Annotated in this window: 17 protein-coding genes; 11 read left to right on the forward strand and 6 right to left on the reverse strand. The window is 33.0% G+C overall.

Going from position 1 to position 20018, the window contains the following annotated elements; all coding sequences use genetic code 11:
- Positions 1 to 120 precede the first annotated feature (120 nt).
- The gene (locus AAFU52_RS23490) at positions 121 to 2532 is read right to left on the reverse strand and encodes a zinc-dependent metalloprotease (RefSeq protein WP_438423806.1); all 2412 of its coding nucleotides are present in this window, start codon (positions 2530 to 2532) and stop codon (positions 121 to 123) included.
- 102 nt (positions 2533 to 2634) lie between these two features.
- Between AAFU52_RS23490 and prfB the strand changes: the two genes are divergently transcribed.
- From prfB to AAFU52_RS23505, 3 genes are all read left to right on the forward strand, one after another.
- A protein-coding gene (prfB, locus tag AAFU52_RS23495; protein WP_438423808.1) for a peptide chain release factor 2 occupies positions 2635 to 3733 on the forward strand; the annotation gives its coding sequence in 2 pieces (ribosomal slippage) (positions 2635 to 2697 and positions 2699 to 3733; 1098 coding nt in all).
- Between the two features lie 17 nt (positions 3734 to 3750).
- Complete coding sequence (arsC, locus tag AAFU52_RS23500) at positions 3751 to 4092, forward strand: arsenate reductase (glutaredoxin) (protein WP_024769575.1); 342 nt, start codon at positions 3751 to 3753, stop codon at positions 4090 to 4092.
- A 192-nt stretch (positions 4093 to 4284) separates the two neighbouring features.
- Positions 4285 to 6729, forward strand: a complete 2445-nt coding sequence (locus AAFU52_RS23505; protein WP_438423813.1) for a TonB-dependent receptor domain-containing protein — start codon at positions 4285 to 4287, stop codon at positions 6727 to 6729.
- Between the two features lie 72 nt (positions 6730 to 6801).
- On the opposite strand, the gene AAFU52_RS23510 is transcribed toward AAFU52_RS23505, so the two are convergent.
- The gene (locus tag AAFU52_RS23510) at positions 6802 to 6978 is read right to left on the reverse strand and encodes a hypothetical protein (protein ID WP_167549785.1); all 177 of its coding nucleotides are present in this window, start codon (positions 6976 to 6978) and stop codon (positions 6802 to 6804) included.
- 188 nt (positions 6979 to 7166) lie between these two features.
- On the opposite strand from AAFU52_RS23510, the gene fumC reads away from it, so the two are divergent.
- The 3 genes from fumC (at position 7167) to AAFU52_RS23525 (ending at position 10114) form a co-directional block, all read left to right on the forward strand.
- Positions 7167 to 8564: a class II fumarate hydratase gene (gene fumC / locus AAFU52_RS23515; protein ID WP_024769577.1), complete on the forward strand. Its 1398-nt coding sequence runs from the start codon at positions 7167 to 7169 to the stop codon at positions 8562 to 8564.
- A 369-nt stretch (positions 8565 to 8933) separates the two neighbouring features.
- The gene (locus AAFU52_RS23520; RefSeq protein WP_035091097.1) at positions 8934 to 9353 is read left to right on the forward strand and encodes a DUF2147 domain-containing protein; all 420 of its coding nucleotides are present in this window, start codon (positions 8934 to 8936) and stop codon (positions 9351 to 9353) included.
- Positions 9354 to 9571: 218 nt separating this feature from the next.
- Positions 9572 to 10114: an SRPBCC family protein gene (locus tag AAFU52_RS23525; RefSeq protein WP_024769579.1), complete on the forward strand. Its 543-nt coding sequence runs from the start codon at positions 9572 to 9574 to the stop codon at positions 10112 to 10114.
- A gap of 97 nt (positions 10115 to 10211) precedes the next feature.
- Here the strand turns inward: AAFU52_RS23525 and AAFU52_RS23530 are convergent, their stop codons facing one another.
- Positions 10212 to 11495, reverse strand: a complete 1284-nt coding sequence (locus tag AAFU52_RS23530; protein ID WP_024769580.1) for a cystathionine gamma-synthase family protein — start codon at positions 11493 to 11495, stop codon at positions 10212 to 10214.
- Between the two features lie 239 nt (positions 11496 to 11734).
- Between AAFU52_RS23530 and AAFU52_RS23535 the strand changes: the two genes are divergently transcribed.
- Positions 11735 to 12190 (forward strand): Lrp/AsnC family transcriptional regulator, encoded by a 456-nt coding sequence (locus AAFU52_RS23535; protein ID WP_034238836.1) that lies wholly within the window; start codon positions 11735 to 11737, stop codon positions 12188 to 12190.
- Positions 12191 to 12269: 79 nt separating this feature from the next.
- Positions 12270 to 12998 (forward strand): SDR family oxidoreductase, encoded by a 729-nt coding sequence (locus AAFU52_RS23540; RefSeq protein ID WP_438423816.1) that lies wholly within the window; start codon positions 12270 to 12272, stop codon positions 12996 to 12998.
- A 1-nt stretch (position 12999) separates the two neighbouring features.
- Here the strand turns inward: AAFU52_RS23540 and holA are convergent, their stop codons facing one another.
- Positions 13000 to 14004: a DNA polymerase III subunit delta gene (gene holA, locus AAFU52_RS23545; protein ID WP_024769583.1), complete on the reverse strand. Its 1005-nt coding sequence runs from the start codon at positions 14002 to 14004 to the stop codon at positions 13000 to 13002.
- A gap of 26 nt (positions 14005 to 14030) precedes the next feature.
- Here holA and AAFU52_RS23550 point away from each other — a divergent pair, with 26 nt between their 5' ends.
- The 3 genes from AAFU52_RS23550 to AAFU52_RS23560 all read left to right on the forward strand — a co-directional run bounded on the left by AAFU52_RS23550 (position 14031) and on the right by AAFU52_RS23560 (position 16574).
- On the forward strand, positions 14031 to 14474 hold the full coding sequence (locus tag AAFU52_RS23550) for a type I restriction enzyme HsdR N-terminal domain-containing protein (RefSeq protein WP_438423818.1): 444 nt from the start codon (positions 14031 to 14033) through the stop codon (positions 14472 to 14474).
- Between the two features lie 148 nt (positions 14475 to 14622).
- Positions 14623 to 15615 carry a glycosyltransferase family 2 protein gene (locus AAFU52_RS23555; RefSeq protein WP_438423820.1) on the forward strand — a complete coding sequence of 331 codons (993 nt, stop codon included), beginning with the start codon at positions 14623 to 14625 and terminating at the stop codon, positions 15613 to 15615.
- Between the two features lie 98 nt (positions 15616 to 15713).
- Positions 15714 to 16574, forward strand: a complete 861-nt coding sequence (locus AAFU52_RS23560; protein ID WP_438423823.1) for an OmpA/MotB family protein — start codon at positions 15714 to 15716, stop codon at positions 16572 to 16574.
- Positions 16575 to 16655: 81 nt separating this feature from the next.
- On the opposite strand, the gene AAFU52_RS23565 is transcribed toward AAFU52_RS23560, so the two are convergent.
- Together AAFU52_RS23565 and AAFU52_RS23570 are read right to left on the reverse strand one after the other, a co-directional pair.
- Positions 16656 to 17807, reverse strand: a complete 1152-nt coding sequence (locus tag AAFU52_RS23565) for an NAD(P)/FAD-dependent oxidoreductase (RefSeq protein WP_438423825.1) — start codon at positions 17805 to 17807, stop codon at positions 16656 to 16658.
- A complete protein-coding gene (locus AAFU52_RS23570) occupies positions 17807 to 19909 on the reverse strand; it encodes a LodA/GoxA family CTQ-dependent oxidase (protein WP_438423827.1) in 2103 nt (700 codons plus the stop codon). The genes AAFU52_RS23565 and AAFU52_RS23570 overlap by 1 nt, the downstream gene beginning before the upstream one ends.
- Positions 19910 to 20018 lie beyond the last annotated feature (109 nt).

The raw sequence follows: 20018 nt of genomic DNA on the forward strand, positions 1-20018 counted from the left end.
TTCGAATTTGTAAAGTGGTAAAGATAAAAAGTAAAATAGTAGTGCTTCAAACAATGTCAGTCTAAATTCTAGAATTTAGACTGACATCTATTTAAATTATATTAAATGATAGATACATATTTAAAAACCACAACTAAAACTACCTATAGGAGATCCATCTGGTATTTTTGGGGATGGTAATGCTTTAAAATCTTCTGGTTTTTCTATAAAATTATTAATTTGATTCAGGTAATATTCATTATACATCTTATCAGTAACATCACCTGTCTTGTTTTTAAGAAGAGGGATTAACCCTTTAATTTTGGCATAAGCAATAGCATTAACCTGTGAATATGCTTGTGTATTTTTACTTAAGTTCATTAAGTGTTTTAAAACATTAGTTTTTACAGTATGCTGTATTTCTTTATGATACTTATTTTTTGCTTTGGTTTCAAAAGAGAATTTCAACAATTGATCAAGAGTTTCTACTAATCCTAATTGATTTTGATCTAAACTTTTTTGCTGTACCAATCGAGAGGTTCTTTCAGGATGCAGTAACAAGGAAAGGCTCATGTCACTCGCTGTAGAAGCTACGCTAATAGCATCAAAACCAACTCCTGTTTTTCCTTTAAAAGATTCTCTGGTTCTACCATATCCAAAAGCTCTTGGTGGAAACAATTTTAATTTATCTTCTGGAATAGCTAAAATTTCGGGAGCTAATGTTTGTAAAACCTGCCCAAGTGCTTCTTTTTGTTTTTTCGAACCAACTGTTTCTACAATCGTTTGTTGATCACCTTTAACTGCATAATTATAATTTAGCCCCCCAATAAGCTTCACAGTAGCTTCAGTTTGATATCTGTGGAAAAAATAGAGAGGTACAAAAACATCTTCTAAAACCGAATACGGTTCATTACTTCTTATATTGTCTGAAGAAAAATTACGTATCGCAACTTCTCTAATTTTCAACATATTTCCTAACTCCTCGGTAACACTTTTTCCATTATCCCATAAATGAGCCAATTCATGTGCTCCTCCTTGTGATCTGGCATCACTATCCGAAATAAAACGAAGACCAGATTGATAAGCTGTGTTCAAAATTTTATTAAGTGCTTCTTTTTCATTGGTGTTTTTGTCAAACTCTGAGTAACTGTAAGCTACCGTTACCTTATCCCATTCTCCTATATTAGTATCATAGGCATCAGACAAATCTATTTTGCCATCCTTAAGCCTTACTGTTGGATGAGGATAATCCATCACCGAGGCTCTTCCGTTTGTACTTGCAGTAAAATTATGTGCAAAACCAATAGTATGCCCTACTTCATGTGCAGATAATTGACGAATACGAGCTAGTGCCATTTCTAACATGGGTTGATAATTATCATCCCGCGTTGCAAAAGGTTGATGTAGTAATGCCTGAGCTATCAAAAAGTCCTGACGTATTCTTAAACTCCCTAAACTTACATGTCCTTTAAGAATTTCTCCCGTTCTGGGATCTACCACACTTGCACCATAACTCCAACCTCTGGTAGAACGATGTACCCACTGTATTACATTGTATCTTAAATCCATAGGGTCTGCATCTGCAGGTAGCATCTTAACCTGATATGCATTTTTAAAACCAATAGCTTCATATGCCTGATTCCACCATCTTGCTCCATCTAATAATGCAGATCGTACTGGTTCTGGTGTGCCAGGGTCTAAATAATAAATGATAGGTTCTTTTGCTTCACTTATAGCCTGATTTGGATTTTTTTTCTCTAATCGATGTCTAATAATATATCGCTTCTTTATAGGATCTTGTACCGGTGTAGCATAATCCATATATGAGATCGATATAGCTCCACTTCTGGGATCAAACTCTCTCTTCTTATATCCATTATCTGGCAACTCCACAAATGAATGATGTTGAACAACCGTTAAGAATTTTGAGTCTGGCGCTATAGATCTAATATTTCGCCCCATAGATGAACCCTTATAAGTAATCAAAGCCTCAAATTCTACATTTTTAGGAAAAGCTTTAGTTCTTTCCAGGCTCAAACTACTTCTTGTTTTATCAACACTGTATGTTCCTTCTTTTTGAAATTTTAATCGATTAATTATGTTGTGAGTATCTTGTAAAAGAAAAGGAGTTAAGTCAATAATATATGTATTAGATTTCTCCTCTTTAATAGGAAATCCAAACAGTACAGATTTTGCAAAAGCCTGTTCAACACTTCTCTTCTCTAGTACATTGTCTGTAATAGCTCGATATCGCTGATTAGGCTGTACAAGTAATAATTTATTACCAGCCTTTTGAAACTTAACTACTACTCCGTCACCAATCTGTCCTCTATCTAATCCTATATCATTTGATCCTAATCCTGTAGCTAACGAATGTACATACAAAAATTCTGAGTCAAGTTTGTCTACTTCTAGGTAGATTTCGTCTTTTGATTCATTATAATAGAACTTAAAATAGCCATCAAAAGATGTAAGATTTTTCTGTTTTTCCAAAAATTGGGCAGAAATGATATTCCCCGCTAGAAAGAATAAACAAATGAAGCGTAGTTTCATAGACTATGATTTATGTGATAAAATTTCTAAATCTATAAAATAACACAAAAATTACTTCTTACTGAACTGTTAAATCTTATTTTTGTCAAAAATAAATAAATTATGATCAATACTGAGACTTTACAAGATCTTAGGGAGCGCCTGGTTGCGTTAAGGAGGTATCTTTGACATTGATGCCAAACTTATAGAAATAGCGAATCAAGAAGAAAAAACATTTGCTCCTGATTTTTGGAACAATGCTCAGGAGGCCGAAAAACTAATGCGTACTCTAAATGCTGAAAAAAAATGGGTTTCTGATTATGAAAAAGGAGTTACATTAGTTGATGACCTCGAAGTTCTTTATGAATTTTATAAAGAAGGTGACGCTACCGAATCAGAAGTTTCTGAGCGTTATGATGAGACCAAATCATCAATTGAAGATTTGGAATTTAAAAATATGCTTAGTGATGAAGGGGATAGCATGAGTGCTGTTTTACAAATCACAGCAGGTGCCGGAGGTACCGAAAGTTGTGATTGGGCAAGTATGCTAATGCGTATGTATATGATGTGGGCAGAAAAGCAAGGTTTTAAAATTAGAGAACTTAATTATCAAGGTGGCGATGTAGCGGGTATAAAAACAGTTACTCTAGAAATAGAAGGAGATTATGCTTTTGGGTGGTTGAAAGGAGAAAATGGTGTACATCGATTAGTACGTATCTCTCCATTTGACAGTAATGCAAAACGCCATACTTCGTTTGCTTCTATTTATGTGTATCCTCTTGCTGATGATAGTATAGAAATAGACATCAATCCTGCTGATTATGAGATTATCACGTCTCGTTCTAGTGGAGCAGGTGGACAAAATGTAAATAAAGTAGAAACCAAAGTACAGCTTACCCACTTCCCTACCGGAATCCAGATTTCATGCTCAGATACAAGATCTCAGCAAGAAAATAGATTAAAAGCACTGCAAATGCTTAAATCACAATTGTTTGAAATTGAACTCAAAAAGCAACAAGCACAGCGGGACGAAATTGAAGCTTCTAAAATGAAAATAGAATGGGGTTCTCAAATTCGTAATTATGTCATGCATCCTTATAAACTCGTTAAGGATGTAAGAACTGCAGAAGAGACAGGTAATGTAGATGCTGTAATGGATGGAAATATCAATCAATTTCTAAAGGCTTACCTTATGACAATGGGACAAAAAAATGATGATTAAAAAAACACAAAATTAAAATGATCACAATTTATCATAATTCTAGATGTAGTAAATCAAGAGGGTGTCTTGCAATACTTGAAGAACAAAAAAAAGACATTAATGTGGTTAATTACCAGGAAAACCCACCTTCAGAAGAAGAATTGAAAGAAATACTTAAACTTTTAGGTATCCCTCCTATAGATTTAGTTAGAAAAAATGAAGCTATCTGGAAAGAAAATTTTAAAGGTAAAGATTTTACCGATTCCGAATTGATCACTATACTTTCTAATAACCCAAAATTAATTGAACGCCCGATTGTGGTTAATGGAAATAAAGCAATAATCGGAAGACCACCAGAAAAAGTTATTGATATTATATAAGTAATCCCTCTCTTATAAAATATTTTTTCGCATAAGATTAAACCTTTTACATTTCTTCATGTCTAAATGCATGTAGTGCATAATAGGTGATACTACGTATCACACATTTTGAGTACATCACATTTAACACATCATTAACCGCCTTCTTGTATCTGCTTCGATACTTTTGGCCAGAATTATTCAATTTTAAAAATGAAGAAATTTTTATTCTTATTATTTTCGGCATCAACACTTATGCTATCAGCCCAAAACAGAAACTTTTCAAAAGGGCCTGTAAATATTACTGGTTTAATCTTAGATCAAGATACCAACAAACCCCTCGAATATGCTACCATAGCTTTTTTTAGCCCCAGGTTACAAAAAATTGTTACTGGTGGTATTACCGATAAAAACGGAAAATTTAATATCGAGGTAGATGCCGGAGTATATAACATAAGTGTAGAGTTTATTTCATTTAAAACAAAAAACCTTCCCAAACAAAAGTTATTCAAAAACACAAACTTAGGTACGATTAATCTTGGGTTGGATACCGAAACACTAGATGATGTAGTAGTCATAGCAGAAAAAACCACTGTCGAAATTAAATTAGATAAAAAGATTTATAATGTAGGTAAAGACCTCACAGTAAGCGGTGGTACGGTAAGCGATGTACTGGATAACGTACCTTCTGTTTCTGTAGATGTCGAAGGCAATGTTGCGCTTCGTGGTAATGATAATGTAAGAATCCTTATTAACGGAAAACCATCTGGTTTAGTTGGTTTAAATAGTACCGATGCATTAAGGCAATTACCTGCAGAATCTATAGAAAGAGTTGAAGTAATCACATCTCCTTCTGCTCGTTATGATGCTGAAGGAACCGCTGGGATTTTAAATATTATTCTAAGGCGAAGCAAATTACAGGGTATGAATGGAGCGATTACAATCAATGGAGGTTATCCCCTATCTGCTGGTATTTCGGGAAACCTAAATTATCGATCTGGAGATTTTAATTTTTTTACAACTTCAGGATATAACTATAGAGAAGTTCCGGGAAATTCTTTTTCCCAAACTCAATATCTTTTTAGTGGCCTACCAAACTCCTTTTTAAGAGAAGAACGTAATTTTGACAGGATACGTAAAGGATTGAATTCTAATATCGGAGTCGAATGGTATATCAATGAGACTTCATCTGTCACTACATCTTTTTTATACAGATCTAGTGATAAAGAAAGTAATACAACAAATAGAATTACGGAGTTAAATTCAAATGGAGATATTTTAAGTCAAAATATTCGTTTTGATCCAGAAATTGAAGATGATATTACGAAACAATACTCTCTTAATTATACAAAAGATTTTGATACCAGTGGTCATAAATTAACTTTCGATTTTCAGATAGAAGACAGTAATGAAGATGAGCGTTCAAAAATTACACAAGAAAACATAACCGCTGTAGAGCTTGTAGAAACAATAGAAGAACAAAATCGTATTCTGTTGCAAGCCGATTATGTGTTACCTATTGGTGAAAACACTCAATTCGAATTAGGATATAGAGGTAATTTTAATGACCTGGATACTGATTATCTGGTACAGTTAGAAGATAACGGAATCATAACTACAAATTCTGATTTATCCAACACCTTATTATATACAGAACAAGTAAATGCCGGGTACACACAACTAGGAAGTAAATGGGGAAAGTTATCCTATTTATTAGGTCTTAGAGTAGAAAGTACACGAATTACTATCGACCAACAAACTAGTAATGATTTAAGTAAAAAGAATTATACCGATATATTTCCGACAATTAATCTGGGGTATGAAATCTCTGAAAAACAAAGTTTAACTCTTGGCTACAACCGTAGAATACGCAGGCCTAGATCCAGGTTTATTAACCCTTTTCCTTCCAGATCCAGTGTTACTAACTTATTTCAGGGGAATCCAGATCTTGACCCAAGTTATTCTAATGCATTTGATTTAGGATATTTGAATAGAATGGGAAAACTTACTTTAAATACATCTATATATTATAATCATTCTACACAGATATTCACTTTTATTTCTGAAGATACAGGTGACACAGCTATTATTGGAGCAGATGCAAATAATCCTGGTACAGAAGTCCCTGTTATTAGGAGAACTCCAATAAACCTCACCAGCTCCGATAGGTATGGTTTTGAGTTTACACTTACTTACAATCCAAGTAGAAAATGGAGAGTAAATGGTAATTTTAATGCGTTTCAGAATAGTGTTCGAGGAGAGAATAATGGAGAAAACCTTGATGCAGATAATTTTAGTTGGTTTGCAAGGCTTAATAATAAGGTTACACTACCGGCAAAAATAGACTGGCAAACCAGTCTATTTTATAGAGGGCCTAGTGAAAATGCACAAACAAAAAGTGATGGTATTTTTAGTATGAACTTTGCATTCAGCAAAGATCTTTTTAAAGAAAAGGCTTCGCTTACTTTTAACGTTAGTGATGTATTTAACTCTCGAAAACGGACAAGCACCTCTACTACTACTACGTTTATTTCGGATAATGAATTTCAATGGAGGGAACGTAGTTTTAATCTATCCTTCACCTATAGATTTAATCAGAAAAAGAAAAGACAACGTTCTCAAAGAGGAAATAATGGTGATGAAGAATTTGAAGGATAATAAAAAACGATATTAATAAAACAAAAAAAGGAAGTCAAAATGACTTCCTTTTTTTATATACGTTATAAACTGTTATGCTTCTTCTTTCGCTTTTCGTTTAGCTTCTCTTCTTAATTTAAAGTTCTCGATGTTAGCTCCTATTATCCAATAAGGAACAACAAAGGTTAATAAAAAGATCATTAACCAAAATCCAATGGTAAGGATAGTTAAAAACGCTAAAAAACCAAGGTACTGATCGAATTCAAACATAATAATATTCTAATTTTCAAATTTTGTCAAAGATAATAACTCTTGTTTATATGTCATAGCAGAAATATGATTTATTTTTAAATCTCTTCTGATCTTAATTTATATGCTAAAAAGTAGCTGCTTTATTCAGAAGTAGTGAGGCAAATGCTTAAATTTGCACTCTTAAAAAAAACAAATCATCTTACCAAATGGAATATAGAATAGAGAAGGATACGATGGGCGAGGTAAAAGTACCTGCTGATAAGCTTTGGGGAGCACAAACAGAACGTTCCAGAAATAATTTTAAAATTGGTGCATCGGCATCTATGCCATTAGAAATTGTATATGGTTTTGCGTACTTAAAAAAAGCTGCAGCATATACAAATTGTGAATTAGGAGCATTACCGATAGAGAAGAGAGATCTTATTTCACAAGTATGCGATGAAATACTAGAAGGAAAACACGATAATCAATTTCCTTTGGTAATCTGGCAAACCGGTTCTGGTACTCAAAGTAATATGAATGTAAATGAGGTGGTTGCTAATAGAGCGCACCAATTAGCCGGTAAAACAATTGGTGAAGGAGAGAAAACATTACAACCAAATGATGATGTTAATAAATCTCAATCATCAAATGATACCTTTCCGACAGGAATGCATATTGCGGCCTATAAAAAAATAGTTGAAGTAACTATTCCGGGGGTAACTCAATTAAGAGATACTCTTAAGAAAAAGTCCGAAGAATTTAAAAACGTAGTAAAAATTGGTCGTACCCACTTTATGGATGCTACACCACTTACTATCGGGCAAGAGTTATCTGGTTATGTTTCTCAATTAGATCATGGAATTAAGGCATTAGAAAACACCTTACCTCATATGGCAGAATTAGCCTTAGGAGGAACTGCTGTAGGAACTGGGTTAAACACTCCAAAAGGGTATGCAAAACGAGTTTCAGAATTTATAGCACAATTTACCAGCCTACCATTCATCACAGCAGAGAACAAATTTGAAGCGTTGGCTGCACATGATGCTTTTGTAGAGAGTCACGGTGCTTTAAAACAATTAGGAGTTTCATTAAACAAAATAGGAAATGATATTCGTATGCTGGCTTCTGGACCAAGAAGTGGGATTGGTGAATTAATTATCCCTGCTAATGAACCAGGGAGCTCCATTATGCCTGGTAAAGTAAACCCTACACAATGTGAAGCATTAACTATGGTATGTGCACAAGTTATGGGTAATGATGTCGCTATTAATGTTGGAGGAATGCAAGGACATTTTGAATTGAATGTATTTAAGCCTGTAATGGCTGCAAACTTGCTTCAAAGTGCTCAACTAATTGGGGATGCCTGTATTTCTTTTGATGAGCATTGTGCTCAAGGTATTGAACCCAATCAAAAGAGAATTACCGAATTATTAAATAATTCATTGATGCTGGTAACTGCATTAAATACCAAAATTGGATATTATAAAGCTGCTGAAATTGCCAATACTGCTCATAAAAATGGTACAACACTTAAGCATGAAGCTGTAGCTTTAGGATATGTAACCGAAGAACAATTTGATGAATGGGTAAAACCCGAAGATATGGTGGGAGTTTTAAAATAGATTCCTTTAATCTGGTGTTATACTAACTAAAAGTTTAAATTATAATCAAAAAGCCGTTATTAAAATAAATAACGGCTTTTTACATATATACCCTCTTATTTATCAAAAACAAGAGAAATGTCATTCTTTGATAGTCCTAGTCTTTCTTGTCATCTTTATTGTACATAATTTATATTTCTTTATATAAAATCATTGTTTTTCTACACCAACAACTAAAAGTTACTCTATAAAATAAAATTGAACCAAATAAGACCGCAGATAAGCACATAAGAATCTTTCCTAGATACCTTTAAGATTTTATTCTATTGATAATAAACCATTTATAATTTTTTTAGGAATTAATCTAATTTAATTGTTATGTTTACAATAATGAAATTTATCATATTCTTAGCTCTACCCCTACTTTTTCTATCTTCTTCTGTAAGTTCTGATACCTATATCGGAAAATGGAAAATTAAAGGAGGTTCTATTATTGAAATCTATAGGGATGGAGATTATTTTTATGGAAAAATCGATAAAAGAGCAGAACGCCCATTATCTAATCTTAATGGTTTGGATAACAAGAACCCTCTTAAAGAACTTAAGGGACGCCCTTTACTTGGGATGAATATTTTAGAAAATTTAAGTTATAAAGATGGAGAATTATCAGGGGGCACTATTTATAATGCAGATAGTGGTAAAAGCTATATTGTAAAAGTCTGGATTAATAGTGATAACACTGATCTTTGCTTTATTAGGGCCTATAAAAGTTTTTTATTTAAAACGTTTGAAGCCAGAAGAGTAAAATAAGTAATACTCAAACATTGCATCTCTTTTATTCGCTATCAAAACCCTGGTTAAATTAACTCCTAATAAACCTGTCAATTAGCTAACACATACATATTTATAAAAAACTTTTAAATTTGTATACATCCCCATTTCAGAAATAACAAACTATGAATCTAACCTTTGTTGTTAAGAGTATTATATATTGAATCTAATTTTAACTATAAATAAACAACAATAACATGAAAATCTTAAAGAAAATTGGAATTGTACTGATTGCACTTATTGCTATTATCCTTATAGCGGCAATCTTTGTTTCTAAAGAAGTAGTTTATGAAAAATCAATTAGCATAGATGCTCCTATTGAGACTGTATGGGAAAATGTAAATAGTCTAACTGATTTAGACAAATGGAGCCCATGGAATGACTATGACCCAAATATGAAAAAAGATTTTACAGGCACAGATGGAGCCATTGGTGCAAAAGCCAGTTGGGACAGTGATGTAAAAGAAGTAGGTAAAGGTAGTCAAACTATAGCCAAAATCGAAGCACCAAATCTTTTTGAAACCGATCTCAAATTTTATGAACCCTATGAAAGTGAAGCCAAAGGATATATTAAAGTACTAAAGGAAAACAATACTACAAAAGTAACCTGGGGTTTTCAAAGCGAGATGCCTTATCCTATGAATCTTATGAATCTATTTACTAATATGGAAGAAATGATGGGTAAAGATTGGGATAAAGGTCTATCAACACTCAAAAATATTTGTGAAAACAAAGGGTAAAATACCTTATAGATAAATAGCACAGAGAGTTTAACAACAAAAAGCACAGTTAGAAATTAACCGTGCTTTTTGTTGTTAAACTCTAAAATTATGATTTTTATACTTTTTCTAATTCTAATTCAGAATCAATTTTTACTTGCTCTAGTGCCTGTTCTAAATCCCAGATCAAATCCTTAGAGTGCTCTACTCCTATTGATAACCTTACTAATCGATCTGTAATATTCATTTGTTGTCTTTGCTCTTCATCTACACCTGCATGTGTCATTGTTTTAGGATGTTCTGCCAAACTTTCTGTACCACCCAGACTTACTGCAAGTTTCATTAGCTTAAGATTATTAAGGAATACAAATGCTTCTTCTTCTCCTCCAATGATATCAAAAGATACCATTGCTCCCGGAGCAGAGCATTGTTTTTGAAATGTTTTATACCCTTCTGTTTCTTCTTCTAGTAATCCTAAATAATATACCTTTTCAATCTTAGGATGATTATTCAAATAATCAGCAATGATCTGAGCATTTTTTGTTTGCTGATCCATTCTTACTTTTAAAGTTTCTAAACTCCTAAGCAATAACCATGCTGTATGTGGACTTACCATATTTCCCAGGAAAGTACGTAGTGTTTTTACTCTTAACATTAGTTCTGCATTTCCCAAAACTGCTCCTGCAATGAGATCACTATGTCCCCCTATATATTTTGTAGCAGAGTACAGCACCAAATCTGCTCCACACTGTAAAGGATGTTGCCATAATGGCCCCATATATGTATTATCTACAGCCACCAAAGCTTTTCTGTCATTAGTACTAAATTGTTTTGCAATCTGGCTATATTTTTCGATATCAACAATATCATTGGTTGGATTAGCAGGAGTCTCGAGATAAATCATTGCTAATCGATCTGCTTTTCCAGAATCTTTGATCATTTGAAGTACTTCATCTATACTTTGATTCGGCATTACTCCTATCGTGTGTACTCCTATTTTATCTAAAAAGTGATGGATAAAATGATCCGTCCCTCCATATAAAGGATTACTATATACTAGCAAATCTCCAGGCATAAGAAATTCTAACAATACTGTACTTATTGCAGACATTCCGCTTTCAAAAACTGCACAATCATCTGCTTTATCCCATAAACAAAGGCGATTTTCTAAGATTTCCAGGTTGGGGTTATTAATCCTACTATAAATAAGACCAAGTTCTTCTTTTGGAGATTTCTCCCTCAAACCATAAGCTAATTCAAAAAAAGCTTTTCCTTCTTCTGCAGTTTTAAAAACAAAGGTTGATGTTTGAAAAATAGGGCATTTTATAGCTCCTTCTGATAATTCTGGTTTATAACCATGAGTCATCATTAAGCTCTCGGGGTTAAAATCGTGTTTCTTCATCTATTTATTTTATTCTTTTTCTTAATTGTAGAGCTAATGCTAATATAGATCGCATGTTTGCCTTTACTTTCTTAAATTGAATTGAATTCTAAATCCTCATTTCAATTCATAAAACTACATCTAAAAGAATTAAAAACCCTATTTAGCCTCATTTTAAGAAAAAATAATATCTATTCATAAATCAAAAAGAATATTATTCTATATTTGATATATTATCAGGCTTTATAAAGAAAATTATTATGGATAAAATAGATCGGTCAATATTATTGTTATTACAAAAAGATGGTAAAATCACAATTAAAGAAATTGCAGAAAGATTAAATCTAACTACTACTCCGATTTTTGAACGTGTAAAGAAACTAGAACGTGAAGGATATATAAAATCATATAAAGCCATATTAGATCGAAAAAAAACAGGATTACAACTAATGGTGTTTTGCAATGTTACTTTAAATCTCCATCAAACTGATTATTTAAAAAAATTTGAAAAAGACATCCAGCAATTCCCTGAAGTTGTAGAATGTTATCATGTAGCGGGCATGTTTGATTACCTAATTAAAATCTATGCAGAAGACATGGAGCGTTATCAAGATTTTCTATCCAACAAATTAGCTTCTTTAGAAAATATTTCTAAAGTGCAAAGTTCTTTTGTGATGACTGAAGTAAAAGATTTCTCATATCTGCCAATTCCTTAAAAAATATATTTCGGCTTAACAAAAGATTTAGAATACATACTGTACTTTTGATATTCAACTAAAGAAAATTGCACAGATTATGAATATTAAAAATGCGAAAGTATTGATCACAGGTGGTAATTCTGGGATAGGAAAAGCTACTGCTAGGCTTTTAAAAGAAAAAGGAGCTCAGGTAATCATTTCTGGAAGAAATGAAACTACATTACAGGAAACAGCAAAGGCATTAAATATAGAATATATTAAGACCGATGTTACCGAAGAAAGTCAAGTTCAGAATATGGTACAGGAAGCCAAAAACAAAATGAATGGACTTAATGTATTGATCAATAATGCTGGTTATGGATATATTTCAAAACTTATTGATATCGAAGCCGATAAATTTATGGACCAATTTAAAACCAATATCCTTGGTGCTACACTATGTGCTAAAGAGTCGGCAAAGCATTTTGTTGCTCAAGAATACGGAAATATTATCAATATTGGATCTACATCTTCATTAAAAGGCTCACCAACAGCTTCGCCATATGTCGCTACCAAATTCGCGTTGCGAGGTATGACAGAAAGTTGGAGAAACGAGTTACGCCCTCATAACATTAGAGTTATGCAAGTGAATCCAAGTGAAGTAATGACCAGTTTTTCTGACAACAGAATAGATAATAATTCTAAAACAAAACAATACACCGAAGCAGAACAGCAAACCAAACTTAGAGGAGAAGAAATTGCCCATACTATTAGTAGTCTTTTAGAAATGGACGATCGAGGATTTATTACCGAGGCCACAGTTTTTGCTACAAATCCCAAGGTATAAATTATCTCATTATTTTTACCAGAAGCTCTTTAAGAATATCGCCTTGCGGAAGATTTGTTGCCCCTACTCCTTTACTTTTTACATCGGCATCTCTTAGGTAAGCAATAATTCCGCTTACTTTTTTCATAGGATAATTATGAGCTGCTTCTGAGTAATCTTTTACAAAATATGGATTGATTTTTAATGCACTGGCAACGTTGCGTTGTGATTTATCGCTCAAGCCATGATATTGTAATACCTGAGAAAAAAAGCTATAGAGTAAAGAAATGGTAACCACCAACGGGTTGTCTTTGGGGTTTTGTGCAAAATAATTAATGATAAGATGTGCTTTAACTTCATTTCTGGTTCCGATGGCCTTGCGAAGTTCAAAATTATTAAACTCCTTGCTAATCCCAATATTCTCTTCAATTTGATCAGCAGTAATCTGAGTTCCTGAAGAAATAATTAGCTTTAACTTTTCTAACTCATTATTTATCTTACTAAGATCTGTACCTAAAAACTCTACCAGCATTTGAGACGCTTTGGGTTCAATAGTATATTTAGCTCCTCCAAGAACTCTTCTTATCCAATCGGCAACCTGGTTTTCATACAGTTTTTTACTTTCAAAAATGACTCCATTCTTCGCAACTATTTTATAAAGCTTTTTTCTCTTATCTATCTTTTTATATTTATAACACATCACCAAAACAGTAGAAGGTTGCGGGTTTTCTACATAATCTGCTAGTTTTTCAATCGTTCTGGATAATTCTTGGGCTTCTTTAACAATAACGACCTGTCTCTCTGCCATCATCGGAAAACGTTTTGCGTTAGCCACAATATCTTCTATACTTACATCACGACCATACAAGACCATTTGATTAAATCCTTTTTCTTCTTCTGCCAGTACATTCTTATCAATAAATTGAGAAATCTTATCTATATAATATGGTTCTTCCCCCATAAGAAAATAGACAGGTTTAATATTTCCTTTTTTTATATCACTTACGATTTGTTTTACTTCATCCATTCAGAAAAAATCATCAAATTTGTGTTATGCAAAAGCTTAACTTTCCAGAGTATCGGTTCAGGTTCAAAAATAGCGAAAATAAAGTTTCTATTTTTGACAGAATTCGTAAAAAATTCATCATCCTTACTCCAGAAGAATGGGTACGACAACATACCATTCATTATTTGATTGAAGAAAAGAAATATCCAGAAAGCTTAATTAATGTAGAAAAACTAATACAACTCAATGGACTTAACAAACGTTATGACATTATTATATTTAATCCAGACGGTAGTATTTTTCTTATTATAGAATGTAAATCTGCTCGTGTAAAAATAACACAGGAAGTATTTGACCAGATTGCGAGATACAATCTTGCTTTAGATTCAGAATACTTAATGATCACTAATGGTCTTGATCATTATTATTGTCAAATGAACTATACCGATAAGCAATATACATTTTTAAAAGATATACCAGATTACAAATAGCTATTCCCTTCCTGGTTTATGATAATACGGTTTTTTACTCAAAGTTTTAATATTTCAGATTCAAAACCAAATATGATATCAATTCAATAGCGTTACTTTATTCTTTTTTATTTGAATTTATCTCAATTATTCCTTTTACTTTGCAGATGTGAATATCGCAGTCGTCATATTAAATTGGAATGGAAGATCATTATTAGAGCAATTTTTACCTTCGGTGATCAAAAATTCTAAGGAAGCTATTGTTTATCTTGCTGATAATGCTTCTACAGACGATTCTGTTGCTTTTGTAACAACTACTTTTCCCGAAGTTAGAATTATTCAAAACAAAGTCAATGGTGGTTATGCCAAAGGGTACAATGATGCATTGTCAAAAATTGATGCCGATATTTTTTGCCTTCTAAACAGTGATGTTGAAGTTACTAAAGATTGGTTGGTTCCTATTCTTAAAACATTTCAAACCCATACAGGAGTTGCTGCTATACAACCCAAAATCCTTGATTACAAAAAGAAAACTCATTTTGAATATGCTGGAGCTGCCGGGGGTTACATCGATAAACTAGGATACGCATATTGTCGAGGAAGAATATTTGACTCTCTCGAAGAAGATAATGGGCAATATGATGATGCTACTACTATATTTTGGGCTAGTGGGGCATGCTTATTTATAAGAAAACAGGTATTTGAAGAAGTTGGGAAACTGGATGAAGATTTTTTTGCTCACCAGGAGGAGATTGATCTTTGCTGGCGTATCCACAGTATTGGTCATATAATAATGTATGAAGGTTCCTCAACGGTTTATCATTTAGGAGGAGCAACTTTGGATTCAATGAATCCCAGGAAAACATTTTTAAATTTTAGAAACAGCTTATATCTTCTGATCAAAAATGTACCGGGAAGTAAAGTCTGGTTTTTGATTTTTATAAGAATGATTCTAGACGGGCTTGCTGCGATCAGATTTATTACACAAGGTAAATTCTCTCATTTTTTCGCTATTTTCAAGGCACATATTAGTTTCTATGCTAATTTTAACACTTTTAATAAAAAACGTAAAAAACTTTCAAAAACGGGGAAATATTATTCTCTTTTTTCCGTTGTATGGCAGTATTTTATTTTGAACCGTAAACATTTTGATCAATTATAAGGAGATATAATAAATTATTGTTAATGACCTAGCATTACGTCACATTTTTAATAATTTTGAGTTATATAACCAGAACAAGACTAAAAACAAATTTTCTAATGAAAAAAGCAATGATTATTGGGGCCTCTCTAGCAATTCTACTATCTTCCTGTGTTTCGCAGAAGAAGTTTTCAGAATTAGAAGCCAAAAACAAAGAAACTGAAGATCTATTAAATACAGCTACAGTTAAATTAAATAGCTGCCTTGAAGAAAAAGCGAGTTCATCTTCGCAACTTAAAGTTCTTCAAGATCAGGTATCTAATCTTAAAAATCAAAATTCTGCTCTATTAAACAATGTAGGTAATTTAGCCACTCTTTCTACTAAGGAAGCAGAGAATCTAGAAAAATCTTTAGAAAGTATTAAAGAAAAAGATTTACAAATAAGAACAATGCAGGATGCTCTTACCAAAAAGGATTCTGTAACCTTGGCACTTGTAACCAGTCTTAAGGGAGCCTTAGGAAATCTTGCTGATGAAGATATAGAGATTAATGTAGAAAAAGGAGTTGTTTATGTTTCTATTTCAGACAAGTTACTTTTCAAGAGTGGTAGCTATAATGTTTCTGCAAGAGCTCGTGAAGTATTAGGTAAAGTAGCAAAAGTTGTTAATGATAAACCAGATATCGAATTCTTAGTAGAAGGACATACTGATAATGTGCCTATCAAAAACAAAGTGCTTTTGGATAACTGGGATTTAAGTGTAAAACGTGCTACTTCTGTAGTAAGAGTATTACAAAACGACTTTAAAGTAGATCCAAAACGTATGACTGCTGCCGGAAGAAGTCATTACATACCAGTAACTGATAATAATTCTGCAGCAAACAAAGCAAAAAACAGACGTACAAGAATTGTTGTATTACCAAAACTTGATCAGTTTTATAATATGATTGAAGATGGTATGAAAAAAGCTACAAAAAAATAATAAAAGAATATTTTTTATATCCATATAAAAAGGGAGATCATTTTGATCTCCCTTTTTGTATTTAAGCATTATGCTTTTTCATTAATCCAAAATGATACCAGTGCCACTCTGCCTGGGAAAATTATGAGTTTTTTCTTTGTCTTGCTCCTCTCCTGGTTGGAAGAATTTCTTCCAAAAAGAAGATTCCATCCACCTGGATTCTGATCTGTATAATTCATTTTTTACCATATAATAACTATCAAAAATAGAAAACAATGTTTTGGAATACATCACAAACCCTTTTCTATCACCTGTTAATATATAGGATTCGATAGCATCTGAAGCTTCTCTTACTGTATATATCGCATTAGCAATACCATGAGAAGAAAGAGGGTCAAAAGATAAAGCTGCATCACCAACCGCCAGCCAATTTTCTCCCGATAAATAATTGGCTATAGAAGAATTTGCATCCGATCCTATAATTTTCACTTCAGATTGTTCTACCAGAAAATCTTTTAACAAAGTAGTTTTAGACAAAACCGATTGCCAATCCGAATAATCTCTTAATTTTAACTGAACAAGATTTTCTCTATTTGTAAAAATCGATAAGACATTAGTTTTTTCGTCTAAACCAGAAACAATACCCCACCCATCTTCAAAAGATTCTACAAATACATCGTATGTTAATTTTGGATGTTCTATTCTTGGCAAGTGACAACTAAAAGATATTAGGTTATCATATAATCGAATAGGGATGTTTAATTTCTTAAGAATAGCACGATTCCTTCCTGTTGCATCAATAATCATCTTTGCCGTAATAATTTCTTTTTGATTATTACTTTCTACTTCTACAATAACTTCTTCTTTAGAAATTATCATATTCAACATTTTATCATAGCTTATCACATTCTCATTACACAGCTGTTCGAGATCCTCTACTATAGCTTGTTTATCAATTTTTAATCCATTTTTATACGACAATTGAGAGAAAAAATTATTATTCAATATTCTTGTATTTCCCCACATTGAATGGTAACCATATGTTTTCCTGATCGCGTTTTTTTCAAATATCTTTATGAGACCAAGAGATTGTAACAAAGGCATTGAAGAAGGAGGTAATGTCTCTGCCAAGGCAAAGTGTTTCTTCTTGCTTTTACGATCCAAAACCAGATGTTGTATTCCTTTTCTCTTCAAAAGAAGTGACAACACTAATCCTGCAATACCTTTTCCTACAATAATAACATCTGTATTCATTATTTTTTATCAGCTTCTTTTCCACTATAAGAAACATATACCGTTTTAGGCAATCCTTCTATATCGACATCTAACTTTCTACCAGTGACTATTCCTATTTTATCCCATTGGTATACCATATTAATAAGTCCGTTAAGATACCCACCTTCTGCATGATACCCAATAAATCCTGTATCTGCAGTATGCAGCCAAGCTAAGCGGTTTGCATAAATATTACGTTTAGTATCTTCCAAAATATTGGGATCAAGAAGCTTTTGGTAGCTTTCCTGAGGAAACACATGTACAGGTAAATTAGCTGCCCACCAGGATGGAATAGGATATTGTTTCTCTACAAAAACTACCTGGCAACTTCCTGCATCTGACTGCCAGGGAATCCCCATCCATTTAGTAAGATCGCCGGGTGTAAGTTTCCACAACCAATTTTTCTCATTTTTGGGATTCATAGATTCACGAATATCTTCAGAATTCATCTGGAATCCAAAATCATTATAAAATATATCGTTTTGCTCTTTGCTTGTGGCAGCATTAAGGCGAACTTCTCTTAATCCATAAAACCCATACTTAAAAGCACCTTCGGTTATCCATTTATATATCATACTATTCTCGGCATAAATAAGATTATGCCTCATAGGCCAAGTCAATTCTACTCCTGGATGAAAACCACCACCATATAACGTTTCTAGTACAGCTCTGGTCATTAGCAATGGTTTTTTAGATTCATCTTTAAAAGATTCTAAAAATTGATTTTGATAAAATGTCCCCATTTCATCTATAGTCTGAAAATCAAAATCAGGTGGTGTTTCGAACTTCCCATCCTTCCAATTCTCCAATTGTTCATATAACATTGGCGGAATAGCAAACCACTGGGCTGGGCTTCCTGGATAATCAATAGCATCTCCAGGATAGTAAGGAAGTTTTAGTTCATCGGTCCCGCTACCACGATTAACAACATCAGTTTTATCTTTACTTGGTATTATAGGTTCGTTATTATAATGGTATGAAGGATCTCTAAAAAGATCAAATATTTGTTTTCTCACAGCATCTGCTTCTCCTTTTGGTTCTTTTTTATAGATATATTTAAATTTCCCATCCGCCACAAGTTTATCGATCGTTTCTTTAAATGATGGAGAAAGGAAATCTCCCAGATTAACCCATTGCATCCTATACAGGCGATAAAATATTGGAAATACCAAACTTAACTCGGGAGCATAGCTCTCATTAGCTGCTCCTGCTATTAAATCAAACATTGTAGATATTGGTTGGATCTGCGGTGCATAATCTGGCGGTGCAGTGGCTATCCAGGCAGAAGATAATGCATCATCCAAATGATACGTATCTCCGCTTTTTTTAGAAACGATAGATGCCGTAACTCTTCCATCACAAATATCATCATACCAATTAGAGTTATCTGCAAAATCATTATTAAGATCTGAGGGGTTAAGAGATGCCGAAATACCATCTGCTCCATAAAAAATTAATGTTCCTTCATCATACTCGATAGTACCAAGATCAACAGATTTAGAAGAAGTATTCATACTAGCCGCTAATTTACTAACGCCTCCATTATCCGAAGGAAATTTCCCACGAATTATCTCACGTTGATCGGTAGCATCTACTTTTACCTTTCCCGGGTGATTAACCAGTTCTTTACGATAATCATATCCTCCTTCTACTCTCATGGATTGGTTTAGTACATTAGGATTTCTTCGTTTTGCTCCAATCCCTGGTGCCAATTTATTTTTGGCAAAATTTGGAGATAAATTTTGATTTTCAGATAACACAGAGAGATCCAGACTATTATTAAAATCATACCAAAACGGTTTCTTATTTGCTACTTCTACCGCCCATTCGATATCATAATCATTAGCATCTATTTGCTTAACAGGTACACCATTGTCATCACATTCATAAATATAAAATCGCTGAGCTTGCTTTTTTAAAGCTCCTTCTTCGGTAAGATAATGTTGATCTGTATCAAATAGATTAGCCCAGGGGATCTCTGGACTAAAAATAACCTGATCCTTTGTAGCGGGGCCATTTCCTAATCGTGCAATGCCTATAGAAGGATAAATTCTGAATTTAGGTAGTTTCCTGGTACTCATTTTGTTGGTTTTAAGTTTTCTTAAAGTTAATAAAAATACTACGGCATTATACACGTATTTATACGTGGTTTTACAACAAAAACAAGTCCAAATCACTATAAAAATTAGT

Source organism: Aquimarina macrocephali (genome assembly GCF_051627225.1).
In the GTDB taxonomy this organism is placed as follows: Bacteria; Bacteroidota; Bacteroidia; order Flavobacteriales; family Flavobacteriaceae; genus Aquimarina; species Aquimarina macrocephali.